Source organism: Pseudocitrobacter sp. 2023LY-00077 (assembly GCF_055796175.1).
The window spans coordinates 54,876-79,097 of sequence record NZ_JBSPEI010000001.1 but is presented as its reverse complement, the minus strand read 5'-3'; the positions used below and the strand labels follow the sequence as shown (position 1 = coordinate 79,097).

26 protein-coding genes are annotated in these 24,222 nt (G+C 56.1%); 4 read left to right on the top strand and 22 right to left on the bottom strand.

Annotated elements, in window-relative coordinates; translation table 11 throughout:
• The first annotated feature begins 142 nt into the window (after positions 1-142).
• The gene (locus tag ACWWFX_RS00385) at positions 143-550 is read left to right on the top strand and encodes a YybH family protein (protein WP_473222942.1); all 408 of its coding nucleotides are present in this window, start codon (positions 143-145) and stop codon (positions 548-550) included.
• Here ACWWFX_RS00385 and cysM read toward each other — a convergent pair.
• The 6 genes from cysM to ucpA form a co-directional block, all read right to left on the bottom strand.
• Positions 547-1,458: a cysteine synthase B gene (gene cysM / locus ACWWFX_RS00380; protein WP_473222941.1), complete on the bottom strand. Its 912-nt coding sequence runs from the start codon at positions 1,456-1,458 to the stop codon at positions 547-549. The two genes, ACWWFX_RS00385 and cysM, sit on opposite strands and share 4 nt — an antisense overlap.
• 119 nt (positions 1,459-1,577) lie before the next feature.
• Positions 1,578-2,672, bottom strand: coding sequence for a sulfate/thiosulfate ABC transporter ATP-binding protein CysA (gene cysA / locus ACWWFX_RS00375; RefSeq protein ID WP_473222940.1), 1,095 nt, complete (start codon positions 2,670-2,672; stop codon positions 1,578-1,580).
• Positions 2,662-3,537, bottom strand: coding sequence for a sulfate/thiosulfate ABC transporter permease CysW (gene cysW / locus ACWWFX_RS00370; RefSeq protein WP_000852686.1), 876 nt, complete (start codon positions 3,535-3,537; stop codon positions 2,662-2,664). The genes cysA and cysW overlap by 11 nt, the downstream gene beginning before the upstream one ends.
• Positions 3,537-4,370 carry a sulfate/thiosulfate ABC transporter permease CysT gene (gene cysT / locus ACWWFX_RS00365; protein ID WP_000458420.1) on the bottom strand — a complete coding sequence of 278 codons (834 nt, stop codon included), beginning with the start codon at positions 4,368-4,370 and terminating at the stop codon, positions 3,537-3,539. Before cysT ends, cysW begins: the two co-directional genes overlap by 1 nt.
• Positions 4,370-5,386 (bottom strand): thiosulfate/sulfate ABC transporter substrate-binding protein CysP, encoded by a 1,017-nt coding sequence (gene cysP, locus ACWWFX_RS00360; RefSeq protein ID WP_473222939.1) that lies wholly within the window; start codon positions 5,384-5,386, stop codon positions 4,370-4,372. Before cysP ends, cysT begins: the two co-directional genes overlap by 1 nt.
• Before the next feature lie 158 nt (positions 5,387-5,544).
• A complete protein-coding gene (gene ucpA / locus ACWWFX_RS00355) occupies positions 5,545-6,336 on the bottom strand; it encodes an SDR family oxidoreductase UcpA (protein WP_015963504.1) in 792 nt (263 codons plus the stop codon).
• A gap of 427 nt (positions 6,337-6,763) precedes the next feature.
• On the opposite strand from ucpA, the gene ACWWFX_RS00350 reads away from it, so the two are divergent.
• Complete coding sequence (locus tag ACWWFX_RS00350) at positions 6,764-7,750, top strand: IS110 family RNA-guided transposase (protein ID WP_473222938.1); 987 nt, start codon at positions 6,764-6,766, stop codon at positions 7,748-7,750.
• Positions 7,751-7,820: 70 nt separating this feature from the next.
• On the opposite strand, the gene ACWWFX_RS00345 is transcribed toward ACWWFX_RS00350, so the two are convergent.
• The 4 genes from ACWWFX_RS00345 to ACWWFX_RS00330 all read right to left on the bottom strand — a co-directional run bounded on the left by ACWWFX_RS00345 (position 7,821) and on the right by ACWWFX_RS00330 (position 10,318).
• Entirely contained in the window at positions 7,821-8,720 is a 900-nt protein-coding gene (locus tag ACWWFX_RS00345; RefSeq protein ID WP_276219510.1) for a Dyp-type peroxidase, read from the bottom strand.
• A gap of 98 nt (positions 8,721-8,818) precedes the next feature.
• Positions 8,819-9,394 (bottom strand): RpoE-regulated lipoprotein, encoded by a 576-nt coding sequence (locus ACWWFX_RS00340; protein ID WP_276219508.1) that lies wholly within the window; start codon positions 9,392-9,394, stop codon positions 8,819-8,821.
• Positions 9,395-9,456: 62 nt separating this feature from the next.
• Positions 9,457-9,906 carry a DUF2919 domain-containing protein gene (locus ACWWFX_RS00335; protein WP_456146161.1) on the bottom strand — a complete coding sequence of 150 codons (450 nt, stop codon included), beginning with the start codon at positions 9,904-9,906 and terminating at the stop codon, positions 9,457-9,459.
• Positions 9,893-10,318 (bottom strand): GNAT family acetyltransferase, encoded by a 426-nt coding sequence (locus tag ACWWFX_RS00330; RefSeq protein ID WP_015963500.1) that lies wholly within the window; start codon positions 10,316-10,318, stop codon positions 9,893-9,895. The genes ACWWFX_RS00335 and ACWWFX_RS00330 overlap by 14 nt, the downstream gene beginning before the upstream one ends.
• A gap of 214 nt (positions 10,319-10,532) precedes the next feature.
• Here ACWWFX_RS00330 and amiA point away from each other — a divergent pair, with 214 nt between their 5' ends.
• On the top strand, positions 10,533-11,399 hold the full coding sequence (gene amiA, locus ACWWFX_RS00325; protein ID WP_276219502.1) for an N-acetylmuramoyl-L-alanine amidase AmiA: 867 nt from the start codon (positions 10,533-10,535) through the stop codon (positions 11,397-11,399).
• Positions 11,399-12,298 carry an oxygen-dependent coproporphyrinogen oxidase gene (hemF, locus tag ACWWFX_RS00320; RefSeq protein WP_473222937.1) on the top strand — a complete coding sequence of 300 codons (900 nt, stop codon included), beginning with the start codon at positions 11,399-11,401 and terminating at the stop codon, positions 12,296-12,298. Before amiA ends, hemF begins: the two co-directional genes overlap by 1 nt.
• A 29-nt stretch (positions 12,299-12,327) precedes the next feature.
• On the opposite strand, the gene ACWWFX_RS00315 is transcribed toward hemF, so the two are convergent.
• The 12 genes from ACWWFX_RS00315 to eutN all read right to left on the bottom strand — a co-directional run bounded on the left by ACWWFX_RS00315 (position 12,328) and on the right by eutN (position 24,195).
• Positions 12,328-13,008: a hypothetical protein gene (locus ACWWFX_RS00315; protein ID WP_473222936.1), complete on the bottom strand. Its 681-nt coding sequence runs from the start codon at positions 13,006-13,008 to the stop codon at positions 12,328-12,330.
• A gap of 151 nt (positions 13,009-13,159) precedes the next feature.
• Complete coding sequence (eutR, locus tag ACWWFX_RS00310) at positions 13,160-14,212, bottom strand: HTH-type transcriptional regulator EutR (protein ID WP_473222935.1); 1,053 nt, start codon at positions 14,210-14,212, stop codon at positions 13,160-13,162.
• A 47-nt stretch (positions 14,213-14,259) separates the two neighbouring features.
• Positions 14,260-14,757, bottom strand: a complete 498-nt coding sequence (gene eutK, locus ACWWFX_RS00305; RefSeq protein ID WP_276219497.1) for an ethanolamine utilization microcompartment protein EutK — start codon at positions 14,755-14,757, stop codon at positions 14,260-14,262.
• A 12-nt stretch (positions 14,758-14,769) separates the two neighbouring features.
• Positions 14,770-15,429 carry an ethanolamine utilization microcompartment protein EutL gene (gene eutL / locus ACWWFX_RS00300; RefSeq protein WP_473222934.1) on the bottom strand — a complete coding sequence of 220 codons (660 nt, stop codon included), beginning with the start codon at positions 15,427-15,429 and terminating at the stop codon, positions 14,770-14,772.
• Positions 15,430-15,438: 9 nt separating this feature from the next.
• Positions 15,439-16,326, bottom strand: coding sequence for an ethanolamine ammonia-lyase subunit EutC (eutC, locus tag ACWWFX_RS00295; RefSeq protein WP_473222933.1), 888 nt, complete (start codon positions 16,324-16,326; stop codon positions 15,439-15,441).
• Between the two features lie 20 nt (positions 16,327-16,346).
• Positions 16,347-17,708: an ethanolamine ammonia-lyase subunit alpha gene (gene eutB, locus ACWWFX_RS00290; RefSeq protein WP_276219493.1), complete on the bottom strand. Its 1,362-nt coding sequence runs from the start codon at positions 17,706-17,708 to the stop codon at positions 16,347-16,349.
• A gap of 11 nt (positions 17,709-17,719) precedes the next feature.
• The gene (gene eutA / locus ACWWFX_RS00285) at positions 17,720-19,123 is read right to left on the bottom strand and encodes an ethanolamine ammonia-lyase reactivating factor EutA (RefSeq protein WP_473222932.1); all 1,404 of its coding nucleotides are present in this window, start codon (positions 19,121-19,123) and stop codon (positions 17,720-17,722) included.
• On the bottom strand, positions 19,120-20,346 hold the full coding sequence (gene eutH, locus ACWWFX_RS00280) for an ethanolamine utilization protein EutH (RefSeq protein WP_015963491.1): 1,227 nt from the start codon (positions 20,344-20,346) through the stop codon (positions 19,120-19,122). The genes eutA and eutH overlap by 4 nt, the downstream gene beginning before the upstream one ends.
• Before the next feature lie 123 nt (positions 20,347-20,469).
• The gene (gene eutG, locus ACWWFX_RS00275; protein ID WP_473222931.1) at positions 20,470-21,657 is read right to left on the bottom strand and encodes an ethanolamine utilization ethanol dehydrogenase EutG; all 1,188 of its coding nucleotides are present in this window, start codon (positions 21,655-21,657) and stop codon (positions 20,470-20,472) included.
• Positions 21,647-22,483: an ethanolamine utilization protein EutJ gene (gene eutJ, locus ACWWFX_RS00270; RefSeq protein ID WP_473222930.1), complete on the bottom strand. Its 837-nt coding sequence runs from the start codon at positions 22,481-22,483 to the stop codon at positions 21,647-21,649. The genes eutG and eutJ overlap by 11 nt, the downstream gene beginning before the upstream one ends.
• A gap of 10 nt (positions 22,484-22,493) precedes the next feature.
• The gene (locus tag ACWWFX_RS00265) at positions 22,494-23,897 is read right to left on the bottom strand and encodes an aldehyde dehydrogenase family protein (RefSeq protein ID WP_327621898.1); all 1,404 of its coding nucleotides are present in this window, start codon (positions 23,895-23,897) and stop codon (positions 22,494-22,496) included.
• Between the two features lie 10 nt (positions 23,898-23,907).
• On the bottom strand, positions 23,908-24,195 hold the full coding sequence (gene eutN, locus ACWWFX_RS00260; RefSeq protein ID WP_015963487.1) for an ethanolamine utilization microcompartment protein EutN: 288 nt from the start codon (positions 24,193-24,195) through the stop codon (positions 23,908-23,910).
• Positions 24,196-24,222: the final 27 nt, after the last annotated feature.

The following is a 24,222-nucleotide window of genomic DNA, read 5'->3' as shown; positions in this document are numbered from 1 at the left end:
AACTGAAAATTCAAAAATGAAGAAACCATCACAAATTCAATGAGAAACCAGACAATTTAACCACGGTTTCTCCCAGCCCACATATACTGAATATCACTACGATTAATACGGTGAACCACGCCAACCCACGAGGCCCATCGCGATGACCCAGGTACAGACCCAAATCAAGGCCGTTATCGAAGCCTGTGACCAGGCCATTTCGCAGGAAGATTACGACACACTGATGAACTACTACGCCGAGGACGCTACGCTTGTGGTGAAGCCGGAGATGATTGTGAAAGGCAAAGTGAATATTCATAAAGCGTTTATCGCCATCGCCGACTTCTTCCAGCATCGCCTGGTTGTCACGCAGGGAAAGATGGAAATTATTGAAGGCGGCGACACGGCGCTGGTGATTATGGAAACCCGGCTGGATATTCCAACGGAAGACGGCGGCAGCACTCAGGTCACCAGGCGGGCAACCTATGTGTTTGCCCACCGCGATGAGCGCTGGCTTTGTACCATCGACAATTCCTACGGGACGGATTTACTGAACCCGCACGTCGCTTAAATCCCCAGCCCCTGGCTAAAATGCTCTTCCCCAAACACCCCGGTAGAAAGGTAGCGATCGCCGCGATCGCAGATGATCGCCACCACCACCGCGCCGGGGTTCGCTTTTGCCACGCGTATCGCGCCAGCGACCGCACCGCCGGAGCTCACGCCGCAGAAAATCCCTTCCCGTACCGCCAGTTCGCGCATGGTGTTTTCCGCATCGCGCTGGTGAATATCCACCACTTCATCCACTAATGAGGCGTTGAAAATACCCGGCATATACTCTGCCGGCCAGCGGCGAATGCCCGGAATACTGCTGCCTTCTTCCGGTTGCAGGCCAACAATCGTCACCGGCCTGGATTGCTCGCGCATAAAGCGCGACACGCCGGTAATCGTACCGGTTGTCCCCATGCTGGAGACAAAATGGGTGATGCGACCGCCGGTTTGCTGCCAGATTTCCGGCCCTGTGGTGGTGTAATGCGCATAAGGGTTATCGGGATTATTGAACTGATCGAGCAGCTTGCCTTCACCGCGATTCGCCATTTCCAGCGCCAAATCGCGTGCACCTTCCATGCCCTGCTCTTTGGTGACAAGAATCAGTTCCGCACCGTAGGCACGCATCGCCGCACGGCGTTCCTGGCTCATGTTGTCGGGCATCAGCAATTTCATGCGATAGCCTTTCAGCGCGGCGATCATTGCCAGCGCAATACCGGTGTTACCACTGGTGGCTTCAATCAGGACATCGCCCGGTTTGATTTCTCCGCGCTTTTCCGCCTCGACAATCATCGATAGCGCGGCACGATCTTTCACCGAACCTGCCGGGTTATTGCCTTCCAGCTTCACCCACACTTCACTGCCGTTATCCGGCCCCAGACGTTGTAATTTGACCAGCGGCGTATTGCCGATGGTTTGTTCTAATGTGTTCACGTTTTCTGCCCAAGAAAAAGCCGGGTGGCGCTTCGCTTACCCGGCCTACAAAACCACGACATACGCTGTAGGCCCGGTAAGCGAAGCGCCACCGGGCGATAAACCTGCAAATTAACCTATCAGGCCGTTTCCGCCAGAGCAAGCGTCTCATGAGACTCGATACGCTCGTCGCCGTTATACAACCGCGCATGTTGCAGCCCGACGAACAAACGATCGCCGCGCACTGGCGCGTCATCGCCACGCATCACCACGGTGAGTGGATCTTCATACCACCCCAGCGGCTGCACAACTAATTGGGTGTAGTGACCTTTCGGGCTGGCTTCCAGCACCTGGACCGGCAGCGGCGAATCGAGGCTGGTACGGCGGCTGATATCCACTTCCCACGGGCGCAGGAAGAGATCCACTGGCCCCTGATACGCAGGCGTGTAGCCCAGCGGCCAGCGATGTGCGCCAACGTGGAACTGCCCGCCGCGAATGGTTCCCTGCAGGCGGTTCACTTCGCCCATAAACTCGAGCACAAAACGGGTCGCCGGTTCGCGCCATACCTGGTCCGGTTCATCGGCCTGTTCGATATTGCCCTGGCTCATCACCACCACGCGGTTGGCGACTTCCATCGCCTCTTCCTGGTCATGGGTGACGAACACGCTGGTGAATTTCAGCTCTTCATGCAGTTGACGCAGCCAGCGACGCAGCTCTTTACGCACCTGCGCATCCAGCGCGCCAAACGGTTCATCAAGCAGCAGAATTTGCGGTTCTACAGCCAGCGCGCGCGCCAGCGCCACACGCTGTTTCTGCCCGCCGGAAAGCTGCGCCGGATAACGATCCGCCAGATGGGCAAGCTGCACCATCTCCAGCAATTTTGTCACTTTCGCTTTGATCGCCGCCGCATTCGGGCGCTCGCGACGCGGCAGCACCGTCAGGCCAAAAGCGATATTGTCGAATACCGTCATATGGCGGAACAGCGCGTAATGCTGGAACACGAAACCGACTTTACGGTCGCGCGCGTGCAGGCGGCTGACGTCGGTGCCGTGGAAGCGAATATGCCCGCTGGTTTGATGCTCCAGCCCGGCGATAATCCGCAGCAGCGTGGTTTTTCCGGAACCGGACGGCCCCAGCAACGCGACCATCTGACCAGAAGGAATATCCAGTGAGATGTCGTTCAGCACCTGGGTGCGACCAAAAGACTTCTTAATATTGGCAATCTCAATGCTCATGATGTTCCTCCTGCTGCGCGCGTTTTTCCTGATTTTCCAGGCGCCACTGCAACATACTCTTTAAAAACAGGGTGATAATCGCCATCAGCGTCAACAACGCGGCGGCGGTAAAGGAGCCGACGGTGTTGTAGTCCTGCTCCAGCAATTCAATCTGTAACGGCAGCGACAGGGTTTCGCCGCGAATCGAGCCGGAAACCACCGATACCGCGCCAAACTCGCCAATCGCGCGGGCGTTGGTCAGCACCACGCCGTAAAGCAGCGCCCAGCGAATATTCGGTAATGTGACGCGACGGAACATCTGCCAGCCGGACGCGCCAAGCAAAATCGCCGCTTCGTCCTCCTGGCTGCCCTGGCTTAACATCACCGGCACCAGCTCGCGCACTACAAACGGGCAGGTGACAAAAATCGTCACCAGCACCATTCCCGGCCAGGAGAACATAATTTGCAGGTTATGCTCGTCGAGCCAACCGCCCAGCGGGCCATTAGAGCCGTAGAACAGCAGATAAACCAGACCGGCAACCACCGGTGACACGGCAAACGGAATATCCAGCAGCGTCAGCAGCAACTGGCGTCCGGGGAAGTTAAAGCGCGTCACCAGCCACGCCAGCAGAATGCCGAACACCAGGTTTACCGGTACGGCAATCAGCGCGATCATCACCGTCAGCCAGATGGCGTGCAGCATGTCCGGGTCAGCCAGATTCTGTAAAACCGGCATCAACCCTTTGCTGAATGCCTGCACGAAGATATAAATCATCGGCACCAGCAGGATGAACGCCGAAACCAGCATCCCGATGCCAATCAGAAACCATTTGCCCCAGTTAATCGGGCGCGCGTCATAACGCTTCAACTGTGTCACTTCCGCCATTAATGACCTACCACACGCCGACCAAAGCGACTTTGCAGAGTGTTAATTGAGAACAGCAGCAGCAGGGATGCCGCGAGGATCACCGAGGCAATCGCGCTCGCTGCCGGGTAATCAAACTCCTGTAAGCGAACGAAAATCATCAGCGACGTCACTTCGGTTTTCCAGGCGATGTTCCCGGCGATAAATATCACCGCGCCAAACTCACCAAGACTACGGGTAAACGACAGCGCCACGCCCGCTACCAGCGCCGGAGAAAGTTCCGGCAGCACCACTTTGCAGAAACTCTGCCAGCGCGTTGCGCCAAGCGTTTCTGCCGCTTCTTCATATTCCGGGCCTAACTCTTCCAGCACCGGCTGCACGGTACGCACCACAAACGGAATGCTGGTAAAGGCCATCGCCACCGCAATCCCGAGCCAGGTGTAGGTGACTTTGATATCAAACTTCGCCAGCCATTCACCGTAAAAGCCGTTCACGGAAAAGAGCGAAGCCAGGGTTAAACCGGCCACTGCCGTTGGCAGCGCAAAGGGTAAATCCATCAGCGCATCAAGCAGCGTGCGGCCAGGGAAGCGATAACGGGTTAAGATCCACGCCATCAGCAGGCCGAAAACACCGTTAAAAATCGACGCCACAAACGCCGACAGCAGCGTCACTTTATAGGCCGCGACCACCTGCGGGTTAGTGATCACCTCCCAGTACTGCGCCCAGCTCATCTCAGAAAGCTGCATCACCAGCGCGGAGAGCGGCAGTAGCAATATCAGGCACACAAACAGCAGACTGGTGCCAAGGCTTAAGGTAAAGCCCGGCAGCACGCGTCTTGAAGAAACTGCAAACATTACTTACGCCCCGCCGCTAACAGCTTGTCTAACTCGCCGCCGCTGGTGAAGTGGGTTTTCATCACTTCCGGCCAGGAGCCAAATTTGTCTTCCACGCGGAACAATTCGGTCTGCGGGAATTTATCTTTCAGTTTGTCCATGACTTCCGGGTTATTCACGCGGTAGTAATAGTCGGTGATGATGGTTTGCGCCTGCGGGCTGTAGAGCCAGTTCAGGTAGGCTTTGGCGGTTTTTTCCGTACCGTTGGCCTGCACGTTCTTATCGACCCACGCCACCGGGAATTCCGCCAGAATGTTGGTTTTCGGAATCACCACTTCAAAGCCCTGCGCTTCATACTGTTTACGGATGTTGTTCACTTCCGATTCGAAGCTGATCAGCACATCGCCCAGGCCGCGCTCGGCAAAAGTGGTGGTCGCGCCACGACCGCCGGTATCGAACACTTCAACGTTTTTCAGGAACTGGGTCATAAACTGTTCGGTTTTGGCTTTATCGCCACCGTCAGCTTTATCCGCTGCGCCCCACGCGGCTAAATAGGTGTAACGCGCGTTACCGGAGGTTTTCGGGTTCGGGAAAATCAGCTTCACGTCGGAGCGCACCAGGTCGTTCCAGTCGTGGATATTCTTCGGGTTGCCCTTACGCACCAGGAAACCCATGGTGGAGTAGAACGGTGAGCTATTATTCGGCAGGCGCGACTGCCAGTCCGCCGGGATCAGCTTGCCTTTGTCATGCAGGATTTGTACGTCAGTCACCTGGTTATAAGTTACAACGTCTGCTTTTAAGCCCTGCAAAATCGCCAGCGCCTGTTTTGATGACCCGGCATGAGATTGTTTTATCGTCAGTTTGTCGCCGCCGTTATCTTTGGCCCATTGTTGCTCAAACGGCGGATTCAGGGCTGCAAACAGCTCGCGAGAGACGTCATAAGAACTGTTCAGCAACTCAGTTGCCTGCGCCTGTGCGACCAGCAACATGGAAGCAGCCAGCGTCAGGTATCCTTTTTTCAGTAAGTTAACGGCCATTGCGCACCCTTGTCGTGTGATGATTCTCTAAGCATCAGTGTATTTATAACGGGTGTGAAAGGAGTAACGGTTTTATATACCGTTTGGTGATTTGGAAGTTTAAAAGGGAATAAGGCTTTTAGCCTCTCCACAGGATGTGAAGAGGCGAGTAGTCAGACTCAGATACCGACGCTGACGCTTTCCGGCAGCGTACTGCCGCCGTCGATGACATTCTGCGTACCGGTCAGGTAGCTCGACTCATCAGAGGCGAGGAATGCCGCCAGTTCGCCGACTTCCAGCGGGTTCGCCAGACGACGCAGCGGAATGGCTTTCGCCATCTCCGTCAGCACCGATTCCGGGTCTTCCGGGTTCGACTGACGCGCGATGCTTTCCGCCATTGGCGTGCGTACATAGCCCGGGCAAATGGCATTCACGCGAATACCCGACTGCGCGTATTCCACCGCCAACGATTTGGTTAAGCCAATGATCGCCGCTTTCGACATCGCGTAAGCCGTTTCACCAGGGTCAGCGACCATATCACCGGTGACCGATGACATCATCACGATACGCCCATCACCGCGCGCCACCATATCCGGCAATACGGCTCGCGTGACGTTCCAGACGCCTTTGATATTCACATCAATGTGGAAATCACGATCTTCTTCGCTCATTTCGAGGAAGCTGCCTAAGCGGCAGACACCCGCGTTATTAACCAGAATATCGATTTTATTTTCCCGCTCTTTAGCCTGCGCAATGGCCGCCTGAACAGCAGCGAAGTCGCGCACGTCGGCCTTCACGACCGTACAGCGATAGCCACGTCCGGCCAGATCGTAGGCCAGTTTTTCAAGCTCATCGGAAATATCCAGCAGGATCAGGTTCGCGCCATGGCGGGCAAAGGTTCTGGCGATGCCTTCGCCGATACCCTGATACGCGCCCGTAATCAATGCTGTTTTGCCCGTGAGTTTACCCATTTCAATGTTCTCCCTTTTGAAGATAGAGCCTTACACTCCATTAACAATGAAAATACATTAAAAACAAATGAATACTGCGGAACAGCTCACTAATTAGGGTAAATCTCAGGTAAAAAAATCCCCGCAGGCGCGGGGATTAGCAGATAGGCCTGATAAGCGTAGCGCCATCAGGCGTTGTGCGGGCGCTTTGCCGGGTGGCGGCTGGCGCCTTACCCGGCCTTGTATCTTGAACTGGTAGCTGATTAGCTATCAGCTACATGAAACGGGAGAAGCTTGTATCCGGCCTGAAGACATCGATCTTTCGACGTAGCTTAAGCCTCCCGTTTCACCTTTCACGTCACTCAAAATCCGAACGGTAACCAGAAGCTCTGACTTCGTATGTACAAGGCTGGAATGACGTGTTGGCTCAGGTGAAAGGAGATTCTCGATGTGTACTCTCGGTATTGATGTCAGTAAAAATAAAATCGATGTTTGTCTGCTTACTGCCGGTCCCGGCGGCAAAAAAAAGCACAAAGTTCTGACCAATGAACCCGACGTCTCCAGCAAAGTTATCGACTGGCTGAGCGCACAAAAATGCGTTCCGGAAAGTGTGACGGTCGTGCTGGAAGCGACGGGTATCTACCATGAAAATCTGGCATATGGCCTGCATGAAGCCGGTGTCAGAGTCTGCATGGCTAATCCCTGGCGTGTTCGTGAATTTGCCAGCGGGATGGGTATTCTCAACAAGAATGATGCTGTGGATGCCTTCGTTCTGGCCTGTTATGGCGAGCTGAAACACCCGAATGCCTGGGTTCCACCTTCGCCCGAAGTCCGCAAGCTGAGGGCGCTGCTGCGCCAGCGGGATGCCCTGAAAGAGGATGTTCAGCGCACGGTGAACTGGCTGGAAAAAGCGAATTCCACAACCACTCCGCAGGAGGTCATCCGTTCACTTGAGCGGACGAAAAGCTGGCTGAGCGATGAACTGGCCCGGATAGAAAAACTCATAACCGATCATACAGATAACGATCCGGGGTTGAAGTCTGATCTTGATTTACTGAAATCGATCAAGGGCGTTAAAGATCAGGTCGGGCGGGAGATGCTGACACTGCTGAAAGACGGGACGTTCAAAAGCGCCTCACAGGTCGCGGCTTATCTGGGTATCACGCCGGTAGAGAAAACGTCGGGGAGTTCGGTACGTGGCAGACCCCATATGTCAAAGACAGGGCCGTCGGAAGTACGGGCTAAGCTGTATGTTGCAGCGCTGAGCGCGTGCCGCTGGAACAAACAGGCAAAAGCCGTTTATGAACGACTGGTCGCAAAGGGTAAAGCCAAAAAAGCCGCACTGGGAGCGGTTATGCGCAAACTGGTGCATTTATGCTTCGGAGTGTTAAAAACGCGGCTTCTCTGGGACGAAAATTATGCAGCTACCGCTTGACGTTCAAGACGGTAGCTACAAAGTCCGTGCGGCCTGTAGGCCTGATAAGCGTAGCGCCATCAGGCAACTGTTACAGTGCCAGCAAACGATCCAGCGACGGCGCGAAGTAGTAGCCGCCGGTAACCGGTTTGGTGAAGCGCAGCATCGCGTCACGTTTACCGTCGGTGTCGCCGAACATACTTAGCAGTTGCTGTTCGATGTTGTGCAGACGCGCGCAGTAAGAGCAGAAATAGAGGCCGTGAGTGCCGCTGGCGGTGCCGTACGGCAGGCTCTGGCGAACAATTTTCAGCCCTTTGCCGTCTTCTTTCAGGTCAACGCGGCTCAGGTGAGAGGTCACCGGACGATCGTCGCCGTCGATCTCTTCGTTGGCTTCTTTGGTGCGGCCAATCATCATTTCCTGATCAGGAATGCTCATGCGGTTCAGCTGTTTAAGGTTATGTTCCCAACGCTGAACAAACACATAGCTGCCGCCCGCATCGACGCCGTCTTTAATGACCGCCACTTCGCGACGCGTTTCTTCACCTGCCGGGTTTTCCGTACCATCGACAAAGCCGCTCAGGTCACGTTCTTCCACCCAACGGAAACCGTGGATCTCTTCCTGTACATCAATGCTGTCGCCAAAGGCTTCAACCGCCGCCTGCGCAACCGAGAAGTTAACATCCTGGCGTAAAGAGAGAATGTGGATCAGCACATCAAACTGGGTTGCTGGCGCGAGGCCCTTGCCGTAGCCCGGGAAATCTTTCAGCTCTTCCGCACCCACGCCGCCGCTCAGTTCGCGCCACACTTTCGGGCCGAAGGCAACAACTGCGCCTAAATGCGCATCGGGGAATTTAGCCTGAAAACCAGCCAGTTTATCGGCAAAATTTTTGCTGCACTGACGAAGGGCGTTTACATCCCCTTTCACATTGGCTTCAATCCAAATCGCCGCGCGGCAATGTTCCGGCAAAATGCCGCTCTGAACCTGAGACATCGCTCCTCCTTCACAAAAATGCCACGACATCGTGGCATTCAATTTATGAGGGCTATTGTACGCGTTTTTTCAGTACGAAGGATTAACCTTGCGCAAAATTAACGACGCCAGACGATCTTCTTCAGCGTCCAGTTTTTCAGCGCGTCATCGGACGGCATTAAATCCTGCGGGCCGCTCCATTCGCCGGTGAAGAGATAACTAATATGCTGGCTGCCTTCGGCTTTACATTCAACGCCCGCGCTGTCATCACCGGTGGCTTTCTGGCAGTGCCCGTAAGCTTTGCTGTAGATATCACTAAAGGTCGAGCCAATTTCCACGCCACTGTCGGTTTTGATGGCGCTATCCAGCACGTCAATGCGGCTTACGCTGCCGTTTTCGCCGTTCACCACCAATGCCAGCTTGTCGCCATTCAACGCTTCGAAGTAACGCACGATGGTACCGTTATCGGTTTTCATCCCGCTGCGCAGGCGATAATCGCCGCCCAGCGCGTCGTTAATCGCCTGTTCATCCAGCGCGGTGGTACTGGTGATTCCGCCGACGCCCTGCTCCGTGACTTCGGTCGAAGAACCAAACCAGTTCCACGGATTTGCCGCAGACCAGTTCACCGAGGAGAGCGTGGAACAGCCGGTTAAGGCCAGCGGCAGGGCACATACAAGTAAACGCAGCGATTTCATCTCTAAGTCCTTTCTTATTTGTTCAACGCCTGTTGGAGTGTGCTCTCGGCAAAAAGTGCACTTTATTCTGTAATTTCCCGGAAACAGGCGCGCAATCGGGGATTGGTCATCAACCACCAGAGCGCAAACAGGTCGATGAGTACCAGGCTCAGGCCAATACCGGAAAGCGGTTCGCCCTGAAGCCAGAGCCAGGGTTGCCAGACCAGCAGTACGCCCTGGGCGATAATCAACAGCGGACGCAGCGCGCGCCAGCAGCGAGGAAAATGCTGCCGCCTGCCGCTTAACAGGAAAGTCAGCACCGCAGGCACGCCGGGCAACAGGCCGAGCCAGAAGTTATCGTGATCGGGATAAAACAGCCCAAGCAACGCGCCGCCCTGCTCGCGCGATGCGCCAGCAATCACAAACAATACCCATGTTCGGGCCTGTAGCAAAAGTACAAGCCAGAACAGGAAAGGTAAACGCAGGCGGCCATGATGGTCGTAATCGGAAGGGAAAAACTCAGTACTCTTCATCTTCAATCAGGCGCTTACCTAAATTCAGCACGTCGCTGTGCTCGTAGCCCAGCCGTTCATACATGCCCAGCACCACGTCGTTATCTTCACGGATCATAATCTGGATTTTCGGGCAGCCGCGCGCAATCAGCTTTTTCTCGAGACGATTGAGCAGCGCATTGGCGATACCGCGCCCACGAAATTCCGGGTGCACGCCAAGGTAGTAGGCCGAGCCGCGATGGCCGTCATAGCCGCCCATCACCGTGCCTACCACTTCGCCGTTTACTTCTGCCACCAGAAACAAGCTGACGTCGTGATGCACTTTGCGTTCGATATCCATTTCAGGATCGTTCCATGGGCGCAGCAGATCGCATCGCTCCCACAGGGTGATGACCTCTTCGAAATCGGCCTGGCGAAAAACGCGTATCTCCATGGTATCCCTGCCCCTTCTCGGGTTTAAAAACAGTGATTATGGCGTGATCGTCCGAATTAGCCAATATCTGGCGAAAATAGCGCAAAAAAATGCCATAATGCCGCTTCGTCACGTATTGAAATGAAAAGTAAAACAATTCTAATCTTCAGTTGTCGTAACGGGAAACGCGATACGATATAACATCTGGAACACTATTTTTTACAACTCAGGCCGAATGAGCACTTTTAAACCTTTAAAATCACTTGCTTCGCGCCGCCAGGTGCTGAAAGCCGGACTGGCAGCACTGACGTTGTCAGGAATATCCCAGGCGACCGCCAAAGAGGCGCCGTTAAAAACCAGCAACGGGCACAGTAAACCTGCGGCGAAAAAATCGGGTAAACGCATCGTGGTTCTCGACCCCGGTCACGGCGGTATTGATACCGGTGCGATTGGCCGCAACGGTTCGAAAGAGAAACACGTGGTGCTGGCGATTGCCAAAAACGTGCGTTCCATTCTGCGCAGTCAGGGCATTGACGCGCGCTTAACCCGTTCCGGCGATACCTTTATTCCGCTGTACGACCGGGTAGAGATCGCCCACAAACACGGCGCGGACCTTTTTATGTCGATTCACGCAGACGGCTTTACCAACCCGTCTGCCGCCGGAGCGTCGGTGTTTGCGCTTTCCAACCGTGGCGCGAGTAGTGCAATGGCAAAATACCTCTCCGACCGTGAAAACCGGGCGGATGAAGTGGCGGGCAAAAAAGCCACGGATAAAGATCACCTGCTCCAGCAGGTCCTGTTCGATTTGGTGCAAACCGATACCATCAAGAACAGCCTGACGCTGGGCTCGCATATCCTGAAAAAGATTAAGCCGGTGCATAGACTGCACAGTAAAGGCACTGAACAGGCCGCATTTGTGGTACTGAAATCGCCGTCCATTCCGTCGGTACTGGTTGAGACCTCGTTCATCACCAACCCGGAAGAGGAACGTCTGCTGGGCACCACGGCATTTCGTCAGAAAATCGCCAACGCGATCGCGTCGGGTATCGTCAGCTATTTCCACTGGTTCGATAACCAGAAAGCCCACGCCAGGAAGCGCTAATGACCGTTGATGCAAACCAGGTAAAAGCCTTTTTACTGCAATTGCAGGACGGTATCTGCCAGCAACTCTCTGCGCTGGACGGCGGTGCGTTTATTGAAGACAGCTGGCAGCGCGATGCGGGCGGCGGCGGTCGCAGCCGCGTGCTGCGCGACGGCGATATCTTCGAACAGGCGGGCGTTAACTTCTCGCATGTTCACGGTGATGCGATGCCTGCATCGGCTACCGCACACCGCCCGGAACTCGCCGGGCGTAGCTTCGAAGCGATGGGCGTATCGCTGGTGGTGCATCCGCGCAACCCGTATGTTCCCACCAGCCATGCCAACGTGCGTTTCTTTATCGCTGAAAAACCGGGCGCTGACCCGGTGTGGTGGTTTGGCGGCGGCTTCGATTTAACCCCGTTTTACGGTTTCGAAGAAGATGCCATTCATTGGCACCGTACCGCACGTGATCTGTGCCAGCCCTTCGGAGAAGACGTTTATCCGCGCTATAAAAAATGGTGCGACGATTACTTCTTCATTAAACACCGCAACGAGCAGCGCGGCATTGGCGGGCTGTTCTTTGACGATCTCAACACACCCGATTTCGCCAGCTGCTTTGCCTTTATGCAGGCGGTCGGCAACGGTTTTACCGACGCATATTTGCCGATCGTTGAGCGACGAAAAGCGGCTATCTGGGGCGAACGCGAGCGTAATTTCCAGCTTTACCGCCGTGGCCGCTACGTCGAATTTAATCTGGTCTGGGATCGCGGCACGCTGTTTGGTCTACAAACCGGCGGGCGCACCGAATCCATTTTGATGTCGATGCCGCCGCTGGTGCGCTGGGAGTATGATTATCAGCCGCAAGCAGGCAGCCCGGAAGCGGCACTGAGCGAGTTTATTAAGGTCAGAGATTGGGTGTAGCCCCAAAAATTCCTGACCAACTCTAATAATCAATAACCAATGTCAATTTCTTCAGGGATGAGATATTGATTGGTCTTCGAGTCAAATGGCACCGACCACTGCTTATTAATTTTCTCACCGGCTAATACTCCGGTAGAATGTAAAAGCATATTTGGATAGGTGCCAGTATATTTCTGCGCAAATGCAACCTGGGTATCAAGGTTATCTGGCGGACCATTTTCTTCGTTACTGGAATGGATTGGAAGACTAGCAATAAGCTGAATGCTCTTTTCTTTCGCAACGTAAAACTGCTGAAAGGTTTGTTCGACACCTTGCATCATATAGCTTGATTCCAGAATCACGCCCCACTTTTCGCCAATTTTTACCGCTTTTGCATCACCAGATTCCCCCATACGACCATAGCCTTCCGTCGTTCTACGCGCAGCAATATTACTTCCGTCCAGATACCAGATATCAAATGGCGCAGAATCTGGTTCCGAAGCGTTAGTCATATAGCCACACATCACCATAATCCGCTGTTCAGTCGCTACCTGCTTATTCAGACAAACAGAGTATTCCAGCTCGGGTTGCCCTTTTCTCAACCATATATATTCATGACTTTCATTATAAGAGGAGCGGTAATATTCCTTTAACGCGGTTGGAATTTCATCTTGCGCCAACGCAGGCAGACTTGATGCGAGAAGGCAGAGGAATAGCAATCCTTTTTGCATGTTGAATTGTCCATTTTCAAAAAGTAGATGTTATCGAATGGACATTAATCAGGACATCCTGTGTATGAAAAATCAGAATAAAGCCCGACAGCAATACACCAGTAGGCCGGATAAGACGCAACGCGTCGCCATCCGGCACACAGGCCGCACATTACGCCCACTGACACATCCGCTGATGCAGCGTCAGCGACGGCTTCTCGGCAAACAGTTGCTGGTAGTCCGTCGCAAATTGTCCCAAATGCCAGAATCCCCACTGCATTGCCGCGTCTTTCACCGTCATACTTTTCGACCACGGGCTAATTAACTCTCTGCGCACGGCATTCAGGCGGATGCGCTTCAGCCAGGCGTTCGGGCCAATGCCCAAAATAGTATGAAACGCGTTTTGCAGCGTACGACGACTCACATGGAGTTGGTTACATAAATCAAGCACCGTCAGCGGCTCGGACATGTTCTCCAGCACGTATTCCCGCGCGCGCGCCAGCAGCCGACGATAGCTCTGATGGCTGATACTCTCCGCCGTCATCATGGGCTGCGCCTCTTCCAGCAGCATCCCCATCGCCAGCAGCAGGTTATCGCCTAACATTTTGCGCACTGCGGGACGTTGCAGCGTTTCCGGGTCGGCGCTGAAGGTTGCCAGCGCCTGTTGCACAAAGCCCCACAGCGCCGCTTTATGCTGCTCTTTGACTTCCAGCGCCGACTGGTTGCGCAGCATATGCAACACCCTTTCCGGGTTATGCAGGAAATTGGCCTGGCGGGCAATCACATCTTCAGAAAGCACAATACCGAGGATGGTATAGTCATCCGGCGTGCTCAGTTCAAACTCCGTGCCGCCCGGACGCGTGGCGATTTCAGCGCTGCCGATACATTGCGAACCGATAAACCCCTGCTCACCGCGCGTGGCGGGAATGCCAAACCAGAAGGAATTTGGCCACACCAGGCACGACTGACGTAACGCCAGGCCGGTATATTCACGGAATACCTGAATATCATCCAGCAGAATTTCCGTGAACTCACCGCGAAATTTCCCCGGATGCAGTTGATCGTAGATCTGCTGCCAGGCGGTTATCGTCAACGCATGTTCATAGACATCCGTCGTCAGCCGCTGATGAACGTTATCCACTTCAACCTTTGGCGTCAGCTTAACGTTATCGGGTAACGCTTCATGATAAAGATGATGCAAATCTGCGGTACGAGTCTTTTTCATGATCTGCATGCCGGAAGCGCTTTTGCACTTCCGGCACCTCCGGCGGGTTAATTTTTGACGCGATAGCGGCTACTGCGTTTACGCAACGCACCATCAGAAAAAAGCTGTTCCAGCACATTTCTGGCCTGTTCAAGCGGCCAGTCGAAGTGTGCCGCCACCTCACCTGCGGTCATTCCCTGACGTGCGTTTGCCAGCAGCGCCATTAGCGCGTCGGCAGATTCAGCCTCCAGCACGGGCGCTTCAGGCGCTTTTACCGGTTGCGTCGGCTGGCGGGTAAACCGGCCAATCAGCCACTGGGTATCCTCTTCCGGCCTGCCGATTTCCTTGCGGCTGATAACGAGACCGGTGCGCATTGCTGCTGCATACCCCGCATCGAGCGCGGCGCGACACGCCGCCAGGTCACCTTCCACCACCAGCGTTAGCCGGCCTGGGTCAAGCACCTGGTGACTCAGCAGGCGTACGTTGGCGGCTTTCAGCATCGCATCAGCCGCATCAACCGCCGCGACCATCCCCTCTACTTCCAGTAATCCCAGGGCGTTGATCATCCGCTACCTCCGTTACGCACGCTGGATAGGGTTGCGTGCAATATCCAGTACCGCATCGGTAAAGGCATTACAGGCAGCTTTACACGCGGCCTGGCTGCCCGTTAAGAATGCGGCGGAATAGTTCGTTTCCGACGGCGGCGGGACGTAGGTTACCAGTTGCACATCCGCCGATTTCAGCGCGGCATCAATGCCATAGGTGGCTTCCAGCGGTGGCGCGACCAGATACGCAATCGGGTCGCCCAGCGTGCATCCCGCCGTCGAGGAGAGATATGAACCGGTGCGCGATACCACGTGCGCCAGGAATGCGGTGTTTTCCGCATCGTTAGCCCACTGGAACGCCGCGCCGTTTTCAATATTGGCAACCATCGCGTCCAGACCGGCGCGAACTTCCGCCGGGTTCGGGCCGCCCAGCATAATCAGCACTTCACCGGCAGTCGGTGACGGGCCGTGCGCCGCCCCGGCGTACAGCGAGCGACCATAAACCACTTCAACCATCGCCTGTTTTGTCGCTTCGTCAGCGGCAATATACGTTATGTCATCAGAATCTGCCGTGATGAGTCCGAGACTACGTATATGTGGCGGTAATTTAAGTTCACGGGCGAACTCCGCGTTAACAGAGGCAATCACCCGCATGGCGGTGACGGACGGTCGAATCAAATCTAAAGCTGGCATGATGCCTCCTTAACGGGTCATATTGATGCCGGATGCTTTCTGCTCCAGCATACGTTTCGCCAAATCCACAATTACCGCCGCCGCTTCGACCGGTGGGGTACCGCCCTGATGAATGTTGGAAATACAGGTTCTGTCGGCTTCCACGGTGGTCGCCACGCGCGGTGAGTAAACGGCATAGCAGGAGAGACTTTCTGACTGCCCCAGCCCCGGACGCTCTCCCACCAGCAAAATCACCACTTTCGCGCCAAGAATTTCGCCAATCTGATCCTCAATTTTTACGCGCCCGTAGCGCACGAAGAACGGCGTGCCGACTTTCAGCCCAGCCTGTTTCAGGCCAGCCAGCAGCGGTGGCAGGATCTCTTCATAGTTGGCGGTGATGGCATCGGTAGAAAGGCCATCAGAGACCACCACCTGCACATCAGGGTTCGCGGCGCACTGGGCTTTCAACGCTTCAACGGCTTCCGCACACAGACGGCGGCCCAGATCCGGGCGCGTCAGATACAGGTTTTTGTCGCTAATTTCAGAACGTACTTCCAACAGCCCCTGCGCTTTCACCCACTCTTCCGGCACCTCTTTCAGCACCGTATCTTTAGAGCGCGAGTGGTCGGCCAGGAAACGCAGAAGCGCCTGTGTACGCGGGCGCGGGCCAGCGCGACCGGTACAAACGCGCGCCGCCGTGCTGCGACGCAGTTCCGTCAGGACGTCCGCGCGATGCGGGTTTTCAACGCCAATCCATGCTTTCGCTTCCGGCGAGCCTAAATCGAGCGAGCAGCTTTCCGTGGACGCAGGCGTCGCGCAGGTCATGGTGCTGCACTTCACTTCCGCTGGTGCGGCATCCACCTGCCCCATTGACACCATCACGCTGCGTACAATTTCTTCAATCTGTTTTTGATCCATGATGTGTTATCTCCGCGTCATCAGAAGAACAGTGACGGATCGCCCGCCCGTTTGGTCAGGCGACCGTTTGCCATAATGCCCATGCTCTCCAGCCAGCGTTCAAACTCCGGCGACGGACGCAAATTCAGCAACTGGCGTACGGTGGCGGTGTCATGGAAGGCGGTGGTCTGGTAGTTGAGCATGATGTCATCGCCCAGTGGCATCCCCATGATGTAGTTGCAGCCTGCGGTGGCGAGCAGGATCATCAGGTTTTCGTTGAGGTTCTGGTCAGCGTCAGCGTGGTTGGTGTAGCAGCAGTCACAGCCCATAGAGATGCCGCTCAGCTTGCCCATAAAGTGATCTTCTAAGCCCGCACGGATAATCTGCCGGTCGTTGTAGAGATACTCCGGCCCAATAAAACCGACCACGGTGTTGACGATAAACGGATCGTAATGGCGCGCCAGCCCGTAGTTACGCGCTTCCATCGTCACCTGGTCAGCGCCGAAGTTAGCGCCAGCGGACAACGCCGAACCTTGCCCGGTTTCGAAGTAGAGGCAGTTTTCCCCGGCGATACGGTTGAACTCCGCGCCCACTGCGCGTGCTTCATCGAGCATCGCCAGCTCTACGCCAAACTCTTTCAGCCCTTTCTCGCTGCCGCAAATACTCTGGAAGATCAGCCCGCCAGGCGCGCCGCGACGAATCGCTTCAATCTGGGTGGTGACGTGCGCCAGCACGCAGCCCTGGGTTGGAATATTGAATTTGTCGATTACGCCGTAGATGGTGTCCAGCACGCGGCTTAAGTTTTCCACGTCGTCCGTCACCGGGTTGACGCCGATCACCGCATCGCCTACCCCGAAGGAAAGCCCTTCGTAGATTTGCGCGGCGATACTCTGCACGTCGTCACGAGTATCGTTAGGCTGCAAACGCGCGCTAAAAGTGCCTGGAATACCGATGGTAGTATTGGCCTTTTTGATAATCGGCATTTTCTTTGCGCCGTAGATCAGGTCCGCGTTTGAGCAAATCTTCGCTACCGCCGCAACCACTTCCGAGGTCAGCCCTTTGCGGGTGAAGGCAATGTCATCCACGCTGGTTTCATCACTGAGCACATGTTCGCGCAGCTCGCTGATGCTCCAGTTTTTAATCTGGTTGTAGGCCGTTTCATTGACGTCGTCCTGAATCAGCCGCGTGACGCAGTCTTCTTCATAGGCAATCACCGGGTTATTGCGGATATCCGCCACGGTCATTTCCGACAACACCTGCTTTGCCGCCACCCGCTCCTGCGAGCTTGCCGCCGCAACCCCCGCCAGCACATCCCCCGAACGCAGTTCGTTGGCCTTCGCCAGCACCTCTTTTACATCCTTGAATTGATAAACATTGCCGAACAATGTGGTCTTTAGTTTCATAAGTCGTTCCCTCAGGAAGGAAATGCGAGTGATTTCACCGTCACCGGCACAACCGATCCGCCAAAAAGAGGCGTACCAATGTCGATATAGTCCCCCGCGCGGACGGAAACTTCGTCAATCACCGCCAGCGGGAGTTGCTGTAATTGCGGGCGTAACAACATGCCCAGAGCCTTACCAAAGTCCTGCTCGGCCACCACCAGCAGGGGATGTGGATTCGGAAAACGCGCGACGAATTGGGTCAACGCGTCGATGACCGTCAGTAATGCGGCATAACGCACGGGAAGCCCGGCGGGCAGCGCCAGCACGTATGCGTCTGTTTGGGGACAAAGATCGAGCTGCGCCAATGCCTGCTGCCAGGCATCAACCAGGTTCGACTCAGTCTGTGGGATGGCCACCGGCAGATTGCGTATCGGCAAATCAACGCCATCCAGCCAAATTGTGCTGCCAGAAAGCGATAGCGTATGCGCGCCCGCGCCAATCACCGTGGCGCGCACGGTTTGCGCCGGAAACTGCACGTTCATCTCACGCAGGCGCGGATGTTCATGCAGCGCCGTCGCCAGCAGCGGGCCAATATCGGAAAAACAAAACGGGTCGGCAGGCTGATGGCGGTAACACTCGCCCACGCCGCCAGAAAGGGTGATAACGTCCGGTTTCACATCGGCGGGCAGAAGGCCGGTTTGCATCAACTGCTGCGCAAGCGCAGAGAGCGTGCCGCTCACCACTTCCACGATAAGCTCCGCCATCCGCCGGGTAACCTGCCCAAGCTGTGCGCCAGTGAGCGCGCAGGCGTCGGTTCCCTTACCAAAAAGGTCATCGACAATCATCTGCCCCGGCTTGTGGGCGTAAACCACCCGGCCCTGGCTATCCGTTTCCAGCAGACGTCCGCCGACGTTCAGGCAGGCAGTACCGCTCACCTTCCCTGCTTCAAAGAGCGCGTAGTTTGACGTGCCGCCGCCGATATCAATATTCAACACCCGGCACATCCGTTGTTCCGACAGGGTTTGCGCTCCGGCGCCGTGCCCGGCAATCACCGATTCCAGATGCGGCCCGGCGCTGGCCACCACAAAATCGCCCAGCGACTGGGAAAGCGTCATAACAGCCGGGCGCGCATTGCGAGTTTTCGCACTCTCGCCGGTGATGATAATGGCCCCGGAATCAACGCTTTCCGGCGCAATGCCCGCAGCCTGATATTGCTCAAGGATTAAAGTTTTCAGCTCCGCTTCTTTTAATCCGCCCTGTTTATCGACAGGGGTAAAGAACACCGGGCTTTGCCAGCTAATTTCGCGTTTGATGAATTCGTAACGCGGCACCTGCGACACTGCCGCACGGTTAACCAGTTCCAGGCGAGAGAAAATCACCTGGGTGGTGGTGGTGCCGATATCGATACCGACGCTCAGTAGCTGGCGAGTGTTCACGATTGTGCCTCCGCTTCGGTTTTCACCTGTGCTGCGTCATCTTTCGGCACCAGCATCATTGCCACGCCAATCGCCGTGACGCCGCCAATCAGCTTGCCGACAATCATCGGGAAGATCATCGCGTTCATGTTGGCCGCCGCAAAACCTAAGTGATCGCCCAGAGCGAACGCCGCAGAGACGGCGAAGGCGCAGTTGATCACTTTGCCGCGGGTATCCATCTGCTTCATCATGCCGAACATCGGAATATTGTTGGCAAGCGTTGCCACCATGCCCGCTGCCGCAATGTTATTCACATTCAGAAGCTTACCGACGCTCATCAACGGTTTTTCAAACCAGCGGGTGAGCAGCAGCACCATCGGATACGCTCCCAGCAGAACGCAGGAGATAGAACCAATAACTTCGATGGCGCGCATCACTTCGCCAGGTTTATCGCCAGGCGCCATAAAGATAGGATCAAGGCCTGGAATAAGTTCCCAGCCAAGCAGGAATTTCACCACCGCCGCGGCAAGGCCAATCGTTATCAGCGCGACGAGGAATTTGGCGAAGATCTGGAAGCCGTTGATCATTTTTTCCGGGATGAACTTCAGCCCCAACGCCACCAGCACCGCGACAATTAATACCGGGATCATGTTCATCAGGATCAACGCGAAGGTGAATTCCACCGGCTGACCGTTGATCTGCACGCCGGAATACATGGCGATTAAGCCACCCGCGATACAGCCGATGGGGATGGTGACGATCCCGGCCAGCACGCCAAGCGCCAGGTAACGACGGTCGGAAGGTTCGATAATGCCGAGCGCCACGGGAATGGAGAACACAATCGTCGGCCCCATCATCGAGCCCAGAATCAAACCTGAGTATAGCCACGCCGCCACATCGCCGCCCGCCAGCTCTTTAGCGAGGAAGAAGCCGCCCATATCGCACGCCAGCAGCGTTCCGGCGAACATTGACGGGTTAGCGCCAAGCATTTCATACAGCGGGATAATGACCGGGCCCAGCACGTGCGCCAGCACCGGTGCCAGCGCGGTCATACCGACCATCGCCAGACCCAGCGCGCCCATCGCCATAAAGCCCTCTTCGAACTGGCCGCCGGAACCTTCAATACTCTTGCCAAATTTACCGAGGAAACGTGCAGAACCGCCAAACTGCGACAGGATCCTGTCCACGGCGGCAATCAGCATAAAGAACATCATGATGTACATGATGATTTCGTTAATTCCCATAAAGTCATCTCCATTTTCAGGTGGTTTCGTAGGCCTGATAAGCGCAGCGCCATCAGGCAATGCTGCGGCTAATACGCCGGATGGCGGTGCAAGCACCTTATCCGGCCTACGTCCTGGTATGCTTTAGTGCGCTGCCGCGTACAGGCCGACAATCTGTTCCTGGCTCACGGTGCGCGGGTTGCTGCGCAGACAAATATCGTCCAGCGCGCCCTGCGCCCAGGCGTTGTAATGCGCAGGTGTCGCGCCAACATCGCCCAGCCGTTTGTCGATCCCTACTTCCGCAATCAGCTCGCTTACCGCGTTAATGGCGTCGCGATCGTCCGATTTTTTATTTCTCAGCGCCCGGCCAATCTGGCTAAACCGTTCGCGGCACACCATTCGGTTGAATTCCATCACCGTGGGCAGCAGCATGGCATTCGCCAAACCATGAGGAATGTGCAGCGTCGCCCCTGGCTGATGCGCCATCGCATGGCATAACCCCAGCCCGGCGCTGGAAAACGCCATTCCCGCCATACATGAAGCCAGCAGCATGCTCTCGCGTGCCGCCAGGTCATGCCCGTAGCCCACCGCTTTAGGCAGCGATTGCGCGATCATCGCCATTGCGCCAATCGCCAGGCTGTCGGTAAACGGCGAGGCATTCAGCGCGCTATAGGCTTCAATCGCATGGGTCAAGGCATCGATACCGGTCATTGCGGTGATATGCGACGGAATGCCCTCTGTCAGCGCGGCATCCAGAATCGCCACATCCGGCATCAGGGAAGCATGCGCCAGCACCTGCTTGCGCCCGGTCGCGGCGTCGATAATCACGGTTACGTTAGTGGTTTCGGAGCCGGTACCTGCCGTGGTTGGAATGGCCATCAACGGCAGGCGCGGTTTCAAAACGCGAGTTTCCGATACCTCTGCCAGCGTGCTATCCGGGTTAGTCACCAGCAGCGCAACGGCTTTCGCCGCATCCAGCACCGAACCGCCGCCGAAGGCAATAACACCGTCGCCGCCAGATTCACGTAACTGCGCAACTGCCGCGCAAACATCCGTAATACAGGGCTCGCCCACCGGGCACGGCCAAATTGTGGTGGCTATCCCTTTAACGGCCAGGCTACGCGTCAGCGCGGCGGTCATTCCCGCCTGATGCAAAAAGCTATCGACCATCACGAACAGATGCTTCAGCCCGCGTGTCTGCGCTTCTTGCCCACAGCTGCTCACCGCCCCAAGGCCGCAGAGCGTCACTGGCGGGACGCTGAACGTTTTCATGCGTTGCAGATTCAGGGTATCGAATGCCTGAAAGAGCGCCGTCTGCAATTCACTTTGCATAGATCCCCTCCGCTTTCTCGCGCCCGCTGCTGGCAATCGCCAGCGGGGTCATAAACAGGCTGTGCTGCGGGAGATGCACCCGTAATTCCGGGAAGCGCTTGCGAAACAAATCAGCCACGCCGGGTTGCATACACGAGCCGCCTGCCAGCCATAAATCGGTTATCCCCTGCCCTTCGATATGTCGGGCGACAATCTCCGCCATCTTTTCGTACACCGGCTTCACTACCGGCCAAATCTCCTGCGCATTGCTGCGCTTGTACTGCTCCGCCTCTTCCAGCGGAACGCGGCGGTTGCCCGCGAGCGTCAGGGAGATGTGGTGTCCGCCGGTAGCTTCATCGGCTGAATAGACAACCTTGCCCTGTTTGACGATGGCGATTCCGGTAGTCCCGCCGCCAATATCCACCACACCGGCGTTATCCAGCCGAAGCAGGTCTGCCACCGCGGTCGGTTCGTCCAGTACGTGGCTCACCTCCAGGCCCGCAGACTCCAGCACGTTGATAGAAATACGCGCGTCGGTGCCCGGCGGAAAAGAGGTCGCCGCATGGGTGAAGCGACAGCCAAGCTGCTGCTCAAGCGACTCGAGATGGCGACGAACAATCGTCACCGCGCCGAAGAAATCCCAGACGATGCCGTCGCGCACAACGTCAGCCCAATCGAGACAAACGGCGACCGGCTGACCCTCTCGGTCGACCACCATCGACACCACATCGCAGGTGCCCAGATCCACGCCCAGCCACAGCGGTGAGTCGCTGACAGCCGGGGTTTGCTGGCACAAGCGAGCGGCGTGTTGCAGGCGCGGAGTGAGCCACAGTTCGTCGAAGGCCATCTCGTTTTCCTTATACGATGCGGAATGCGTCTACCAGCACGCAGCGGCGCAGGCGCACGAAGGTCCGCGCGCTGGTCACGCCTTCACCGGTAGGCGTGGTGATGGTCATGGTGGTCCAGCCTTCCCCGCCTAATCCGAGCCCGGCAATACAGGGCCCGTTTTTGACGAAAATACTGGTATCAATGGCGTTCGCCATCTGGTTCATGTTGTCGATATTGCGCGAGTGCATCGCGGCCGTGTGATGACAGCCGCCTTCAAGGACCACCGCCAGCGCAATGGCTTCCGCCACGTTGGCGACGCGCACGACAGGCAGCACCGGCATCATCAGTTCGGTCACGGCAAACGGATGCGCAGCCGACGTTTCCACAAACAGCAACCGCGTCTGTTCCGGCACCTTCAGGCCAATCGCCGCTGCGATTTTTGCTGCATCGCGCCCGACCCAGTCACGGCTGACAGAGCCTTTTCCGCGTTCGTCGATTTTGTTCAGCAGTACCGGCTGGAGTTGCTCAGCCTGCGCGGTCGTCAGCCTGACCGCGTGCTCACCTTCCATCAGGCGCATCAGTTCGTCCGCCACGCTATCGACCACAATCAGCACTTTTTCATCAGCGCAGATGATGTTGTTATCGAAAGACGCGCCTTTGACGATGGACTGCGCAGCACGCGCAAGATCAGCCGTCTCATCCACCACCACCGGCGGATTTCCCGCCCCGGCGGCAATCAGGCGTTTATTGGTATGTTTTCGCGCCGCCTCAACGACCGCTTCACCGCCCGTCACCACCAGCAGGCCGATGCCGGGATATTTGAACAATCGCTGTGCGGTTTCGATATCCGGATTGGCGACGGTCACCAGCAGGTTTTCCGGGCCGCCCGCAGCAACAACCGCCTGATTAAGCAGCGCAATAGCGCGTTGCGAAACGCCTTTCGCCGCCGGATGTGGGGCAAATACGACGCTGTTGCCCGCGGCAATCAGGCTTATCGCGTTATTAATCACCGTGGCCGCCGGGTTGGTGGACGGCGTCACCGATGCCACCACGCCCCACGGCGCGTTTTCTATCAGCGTCAGGCCGTTATCACCCGTCAGCACCTGTGGAGATAAACACTCCACGCCCGGCGTGCCGCGCGCCTGCGCCACATTTTTGGCAAATTTATCGTCGATGCGGCCCATGCCCGTCTCGTTGACGGCAAGCTCCGCTAATTCTCTGGCGTGTTTTTCACCCGCCTCGCGGATGGCGTGAATCGCCAGCTGGCGCATTGCCACGCTCTTCAGCCCCTGTTGGGCGATTTTTGCCGCCGCAACGGCGTCATCCAGGGAGGCAAAGACGCCCATTTCATGAACGTCGGCAACAGGCTGACTGCTGTCTTTCATTTTCAGCAGCACGGCTTTTACCACCTGTTCAATATCCTGTTGATTCATGATTTCTGCCCTATTTATGGAAAGTCACCTTACCGCCAGCCACCACTTCATCGACAATGCCGATAACGCACAGATCCACCGGCGACAATTCGCTGTGATGCGCCTGACGGGCAGAGCTGCCGCTGACCAGCAGCACCCACTCACCGGTTCCCGCACCGATATTGTCGATGGCGACAGCGCACTGTCCGTCGGGATTTCCCTGGGCATCGATCATTTCCACCATCAGCAATTTGTCATGTGCCAGTCCCTGATGGCGTACGGTACAAACGATTTGTCCTGTGACGACTGCCAGTTTCATACCCGCCTCCGTGGGTGAGATTTGCCG

Bases quoted from the DNA above. Each gene is read 5' to 3' on its own strand.
- ACWWFX_RS00385 (WP_473222942.1), top strand. From the start codon at position 143: ATGACCCAGGTACAGACCCAAATCAAGGCCGTTATCGAAGCCTGTGAC.
- cysA (WP_473222940.1), bottom strand. From the start codon at position 2,672: ATGAGCATTGAGATTGCCAATATTAAGAAGTCTTTTGGTCGCACCCAG.
- cysW (WP_000852686.1), bottom strand. From the start codon at position 3,537: ATGGCGGAAGTGACACAGTTGAAGCGTTATGACGCGCGCCCGATTAAC.
- cysT (WP_000458420.1), bottom strand. From the start codon at position 4,370: ATGTTTGCAGTTTCTTCAAGACGCGTGCTGCCGGGCTTTACCTTAAGC.
- cysP (WP_473222939.1), bottom strand. From the start codon at position 5,386: ATGGCCGTTAACTTACTGAAAAAAGGATACCTGACGCTGGCTGCTTCC.
- ucpA (WP_015963504.1), bottom strand. From the start codon at position 6,336: ATGGGTAAACTCACGGGCAAAACAGCATTGATTACGGGCGCGTATCAG.
- ACWWFX_RS00350 (WP_473222938.1), top strand. From the start codon at position 6,764: ATGTGTACTCTCGGTATTGATGTCAGTAAAAATAAAATCGATGTTTGT.
- ACWWFX_RS00345 (WP_276219510.1), bottom strand. From the start codon at position 8,720: ATGTCTCAGGTTCAGAGCGGCATTTTGCCGGAACATTGCCGCGCGGCG.
- ACWWFX_RS00340 (WP_276219508.1), bottom strand. From the start codon at position 9,394: ATGAAATCGCTGCGTTTACTTGTATGTGCCCTGCCGCTGGCCTTAACC.
- ACWWFX_RS00335 (WP_456146161.1), bottom strand. From the start codon at position 9,906: ATGAAGAGTACTGAGTTTTTCCCTTCCGATTACGACCATCATGGCCGC.
- ACWWFX_RS00330 (WP_015963500.1), bottom strand. From the start codon at position 10,318: ATGGAGATACGCGTTTTTCGCCAGGCCGATTTCGAAGAGGTCATCACC.
- amiA (WP_276219502.1), top strand. From the start codon at position 10,533: ATGAGCACTTTTAAACCTTTAAAATCACTTGCTTCGCGCCGCCAGGTG.
- hemF (WP_473222937.1), top strand. From the start codon at position 11,399: ATGACCGTTGATGCAAACCAGGTAAAAGCCTTTTTACTGCAATTGCAG.
- ACWWFX_RS00315 (WP_473222936.1), bottom strand. From the start codon at position 13,008: ATGCAAAAAGGATTGCTATTCCTCTGCCTTCTCGCATCAAGTCTGCCT.
- eutR (WP_473222935.1), bottom strand. From the start codon at position 14,212: ATGAAAAAGACTCGTACCGCAGATTTGCATCATCTTTATCATGAAGCG.
- eutK (WP_276219497.1), bottom strand. From the start codon at position 14,757: ATGATCAACGCCCTGGGATTACTGGAAGTAGAGGGGATGGTCGCGGCG.
- eutL (WP_473222934.1), bottom strand. From the start codon at position 15,429: ATGCCAGCTTTAGATTTGATTCGACCGTCCGTCACCGCCATGCGGGTG.
- eutC (WP_473222933.1), bottom strand. From the start codon at position 16,326: ATGGATCAAAAACAGATTGAAGAAATTGTACGCAGCGTGATGGTGTCA.
- eutB (WP_276219493.1), bottom strand. From the start codon at position 17,708: ATGAAACTAAAGACCACATTGTTCGGCAATGTTTATCAATTCAAGGAT.
- eutH (WP_015963491.1), bottom strand. From the start codon at position 20,346: ATGGGAATTAACGAAATCATCATGTACATCATGATGTTCTTTATGCTG.
- eutG (WP_473222931.1), bottom strand. From the start codon at position 21,657: ATGCAAAGTGAATTGCAGACGGCGCTCTTTCAGGCATTCGATACCCTG.
- eutJ (WP_473222930.1), bottom strand. From the start codon at position 22,483: ATGGCCTTCGACGAACTGTGGCTCACTCCGCGCCTGCAACACGCCGCT.
- ACWWFX_RS00265 (WP_327621898.1), bottom strand. From the start codon at position 23,897: ATGAATCAACAGGATATTGAACAGGTGGTAAAAGCCGTGCTGCTGAAA.
- eutN (WP_015963487.1), bottom strand. From the start codon at position 24,195: ATGAAACTGGCAGTCGTCACAGGACAAATCGTTTGTACCGTACGCCAT.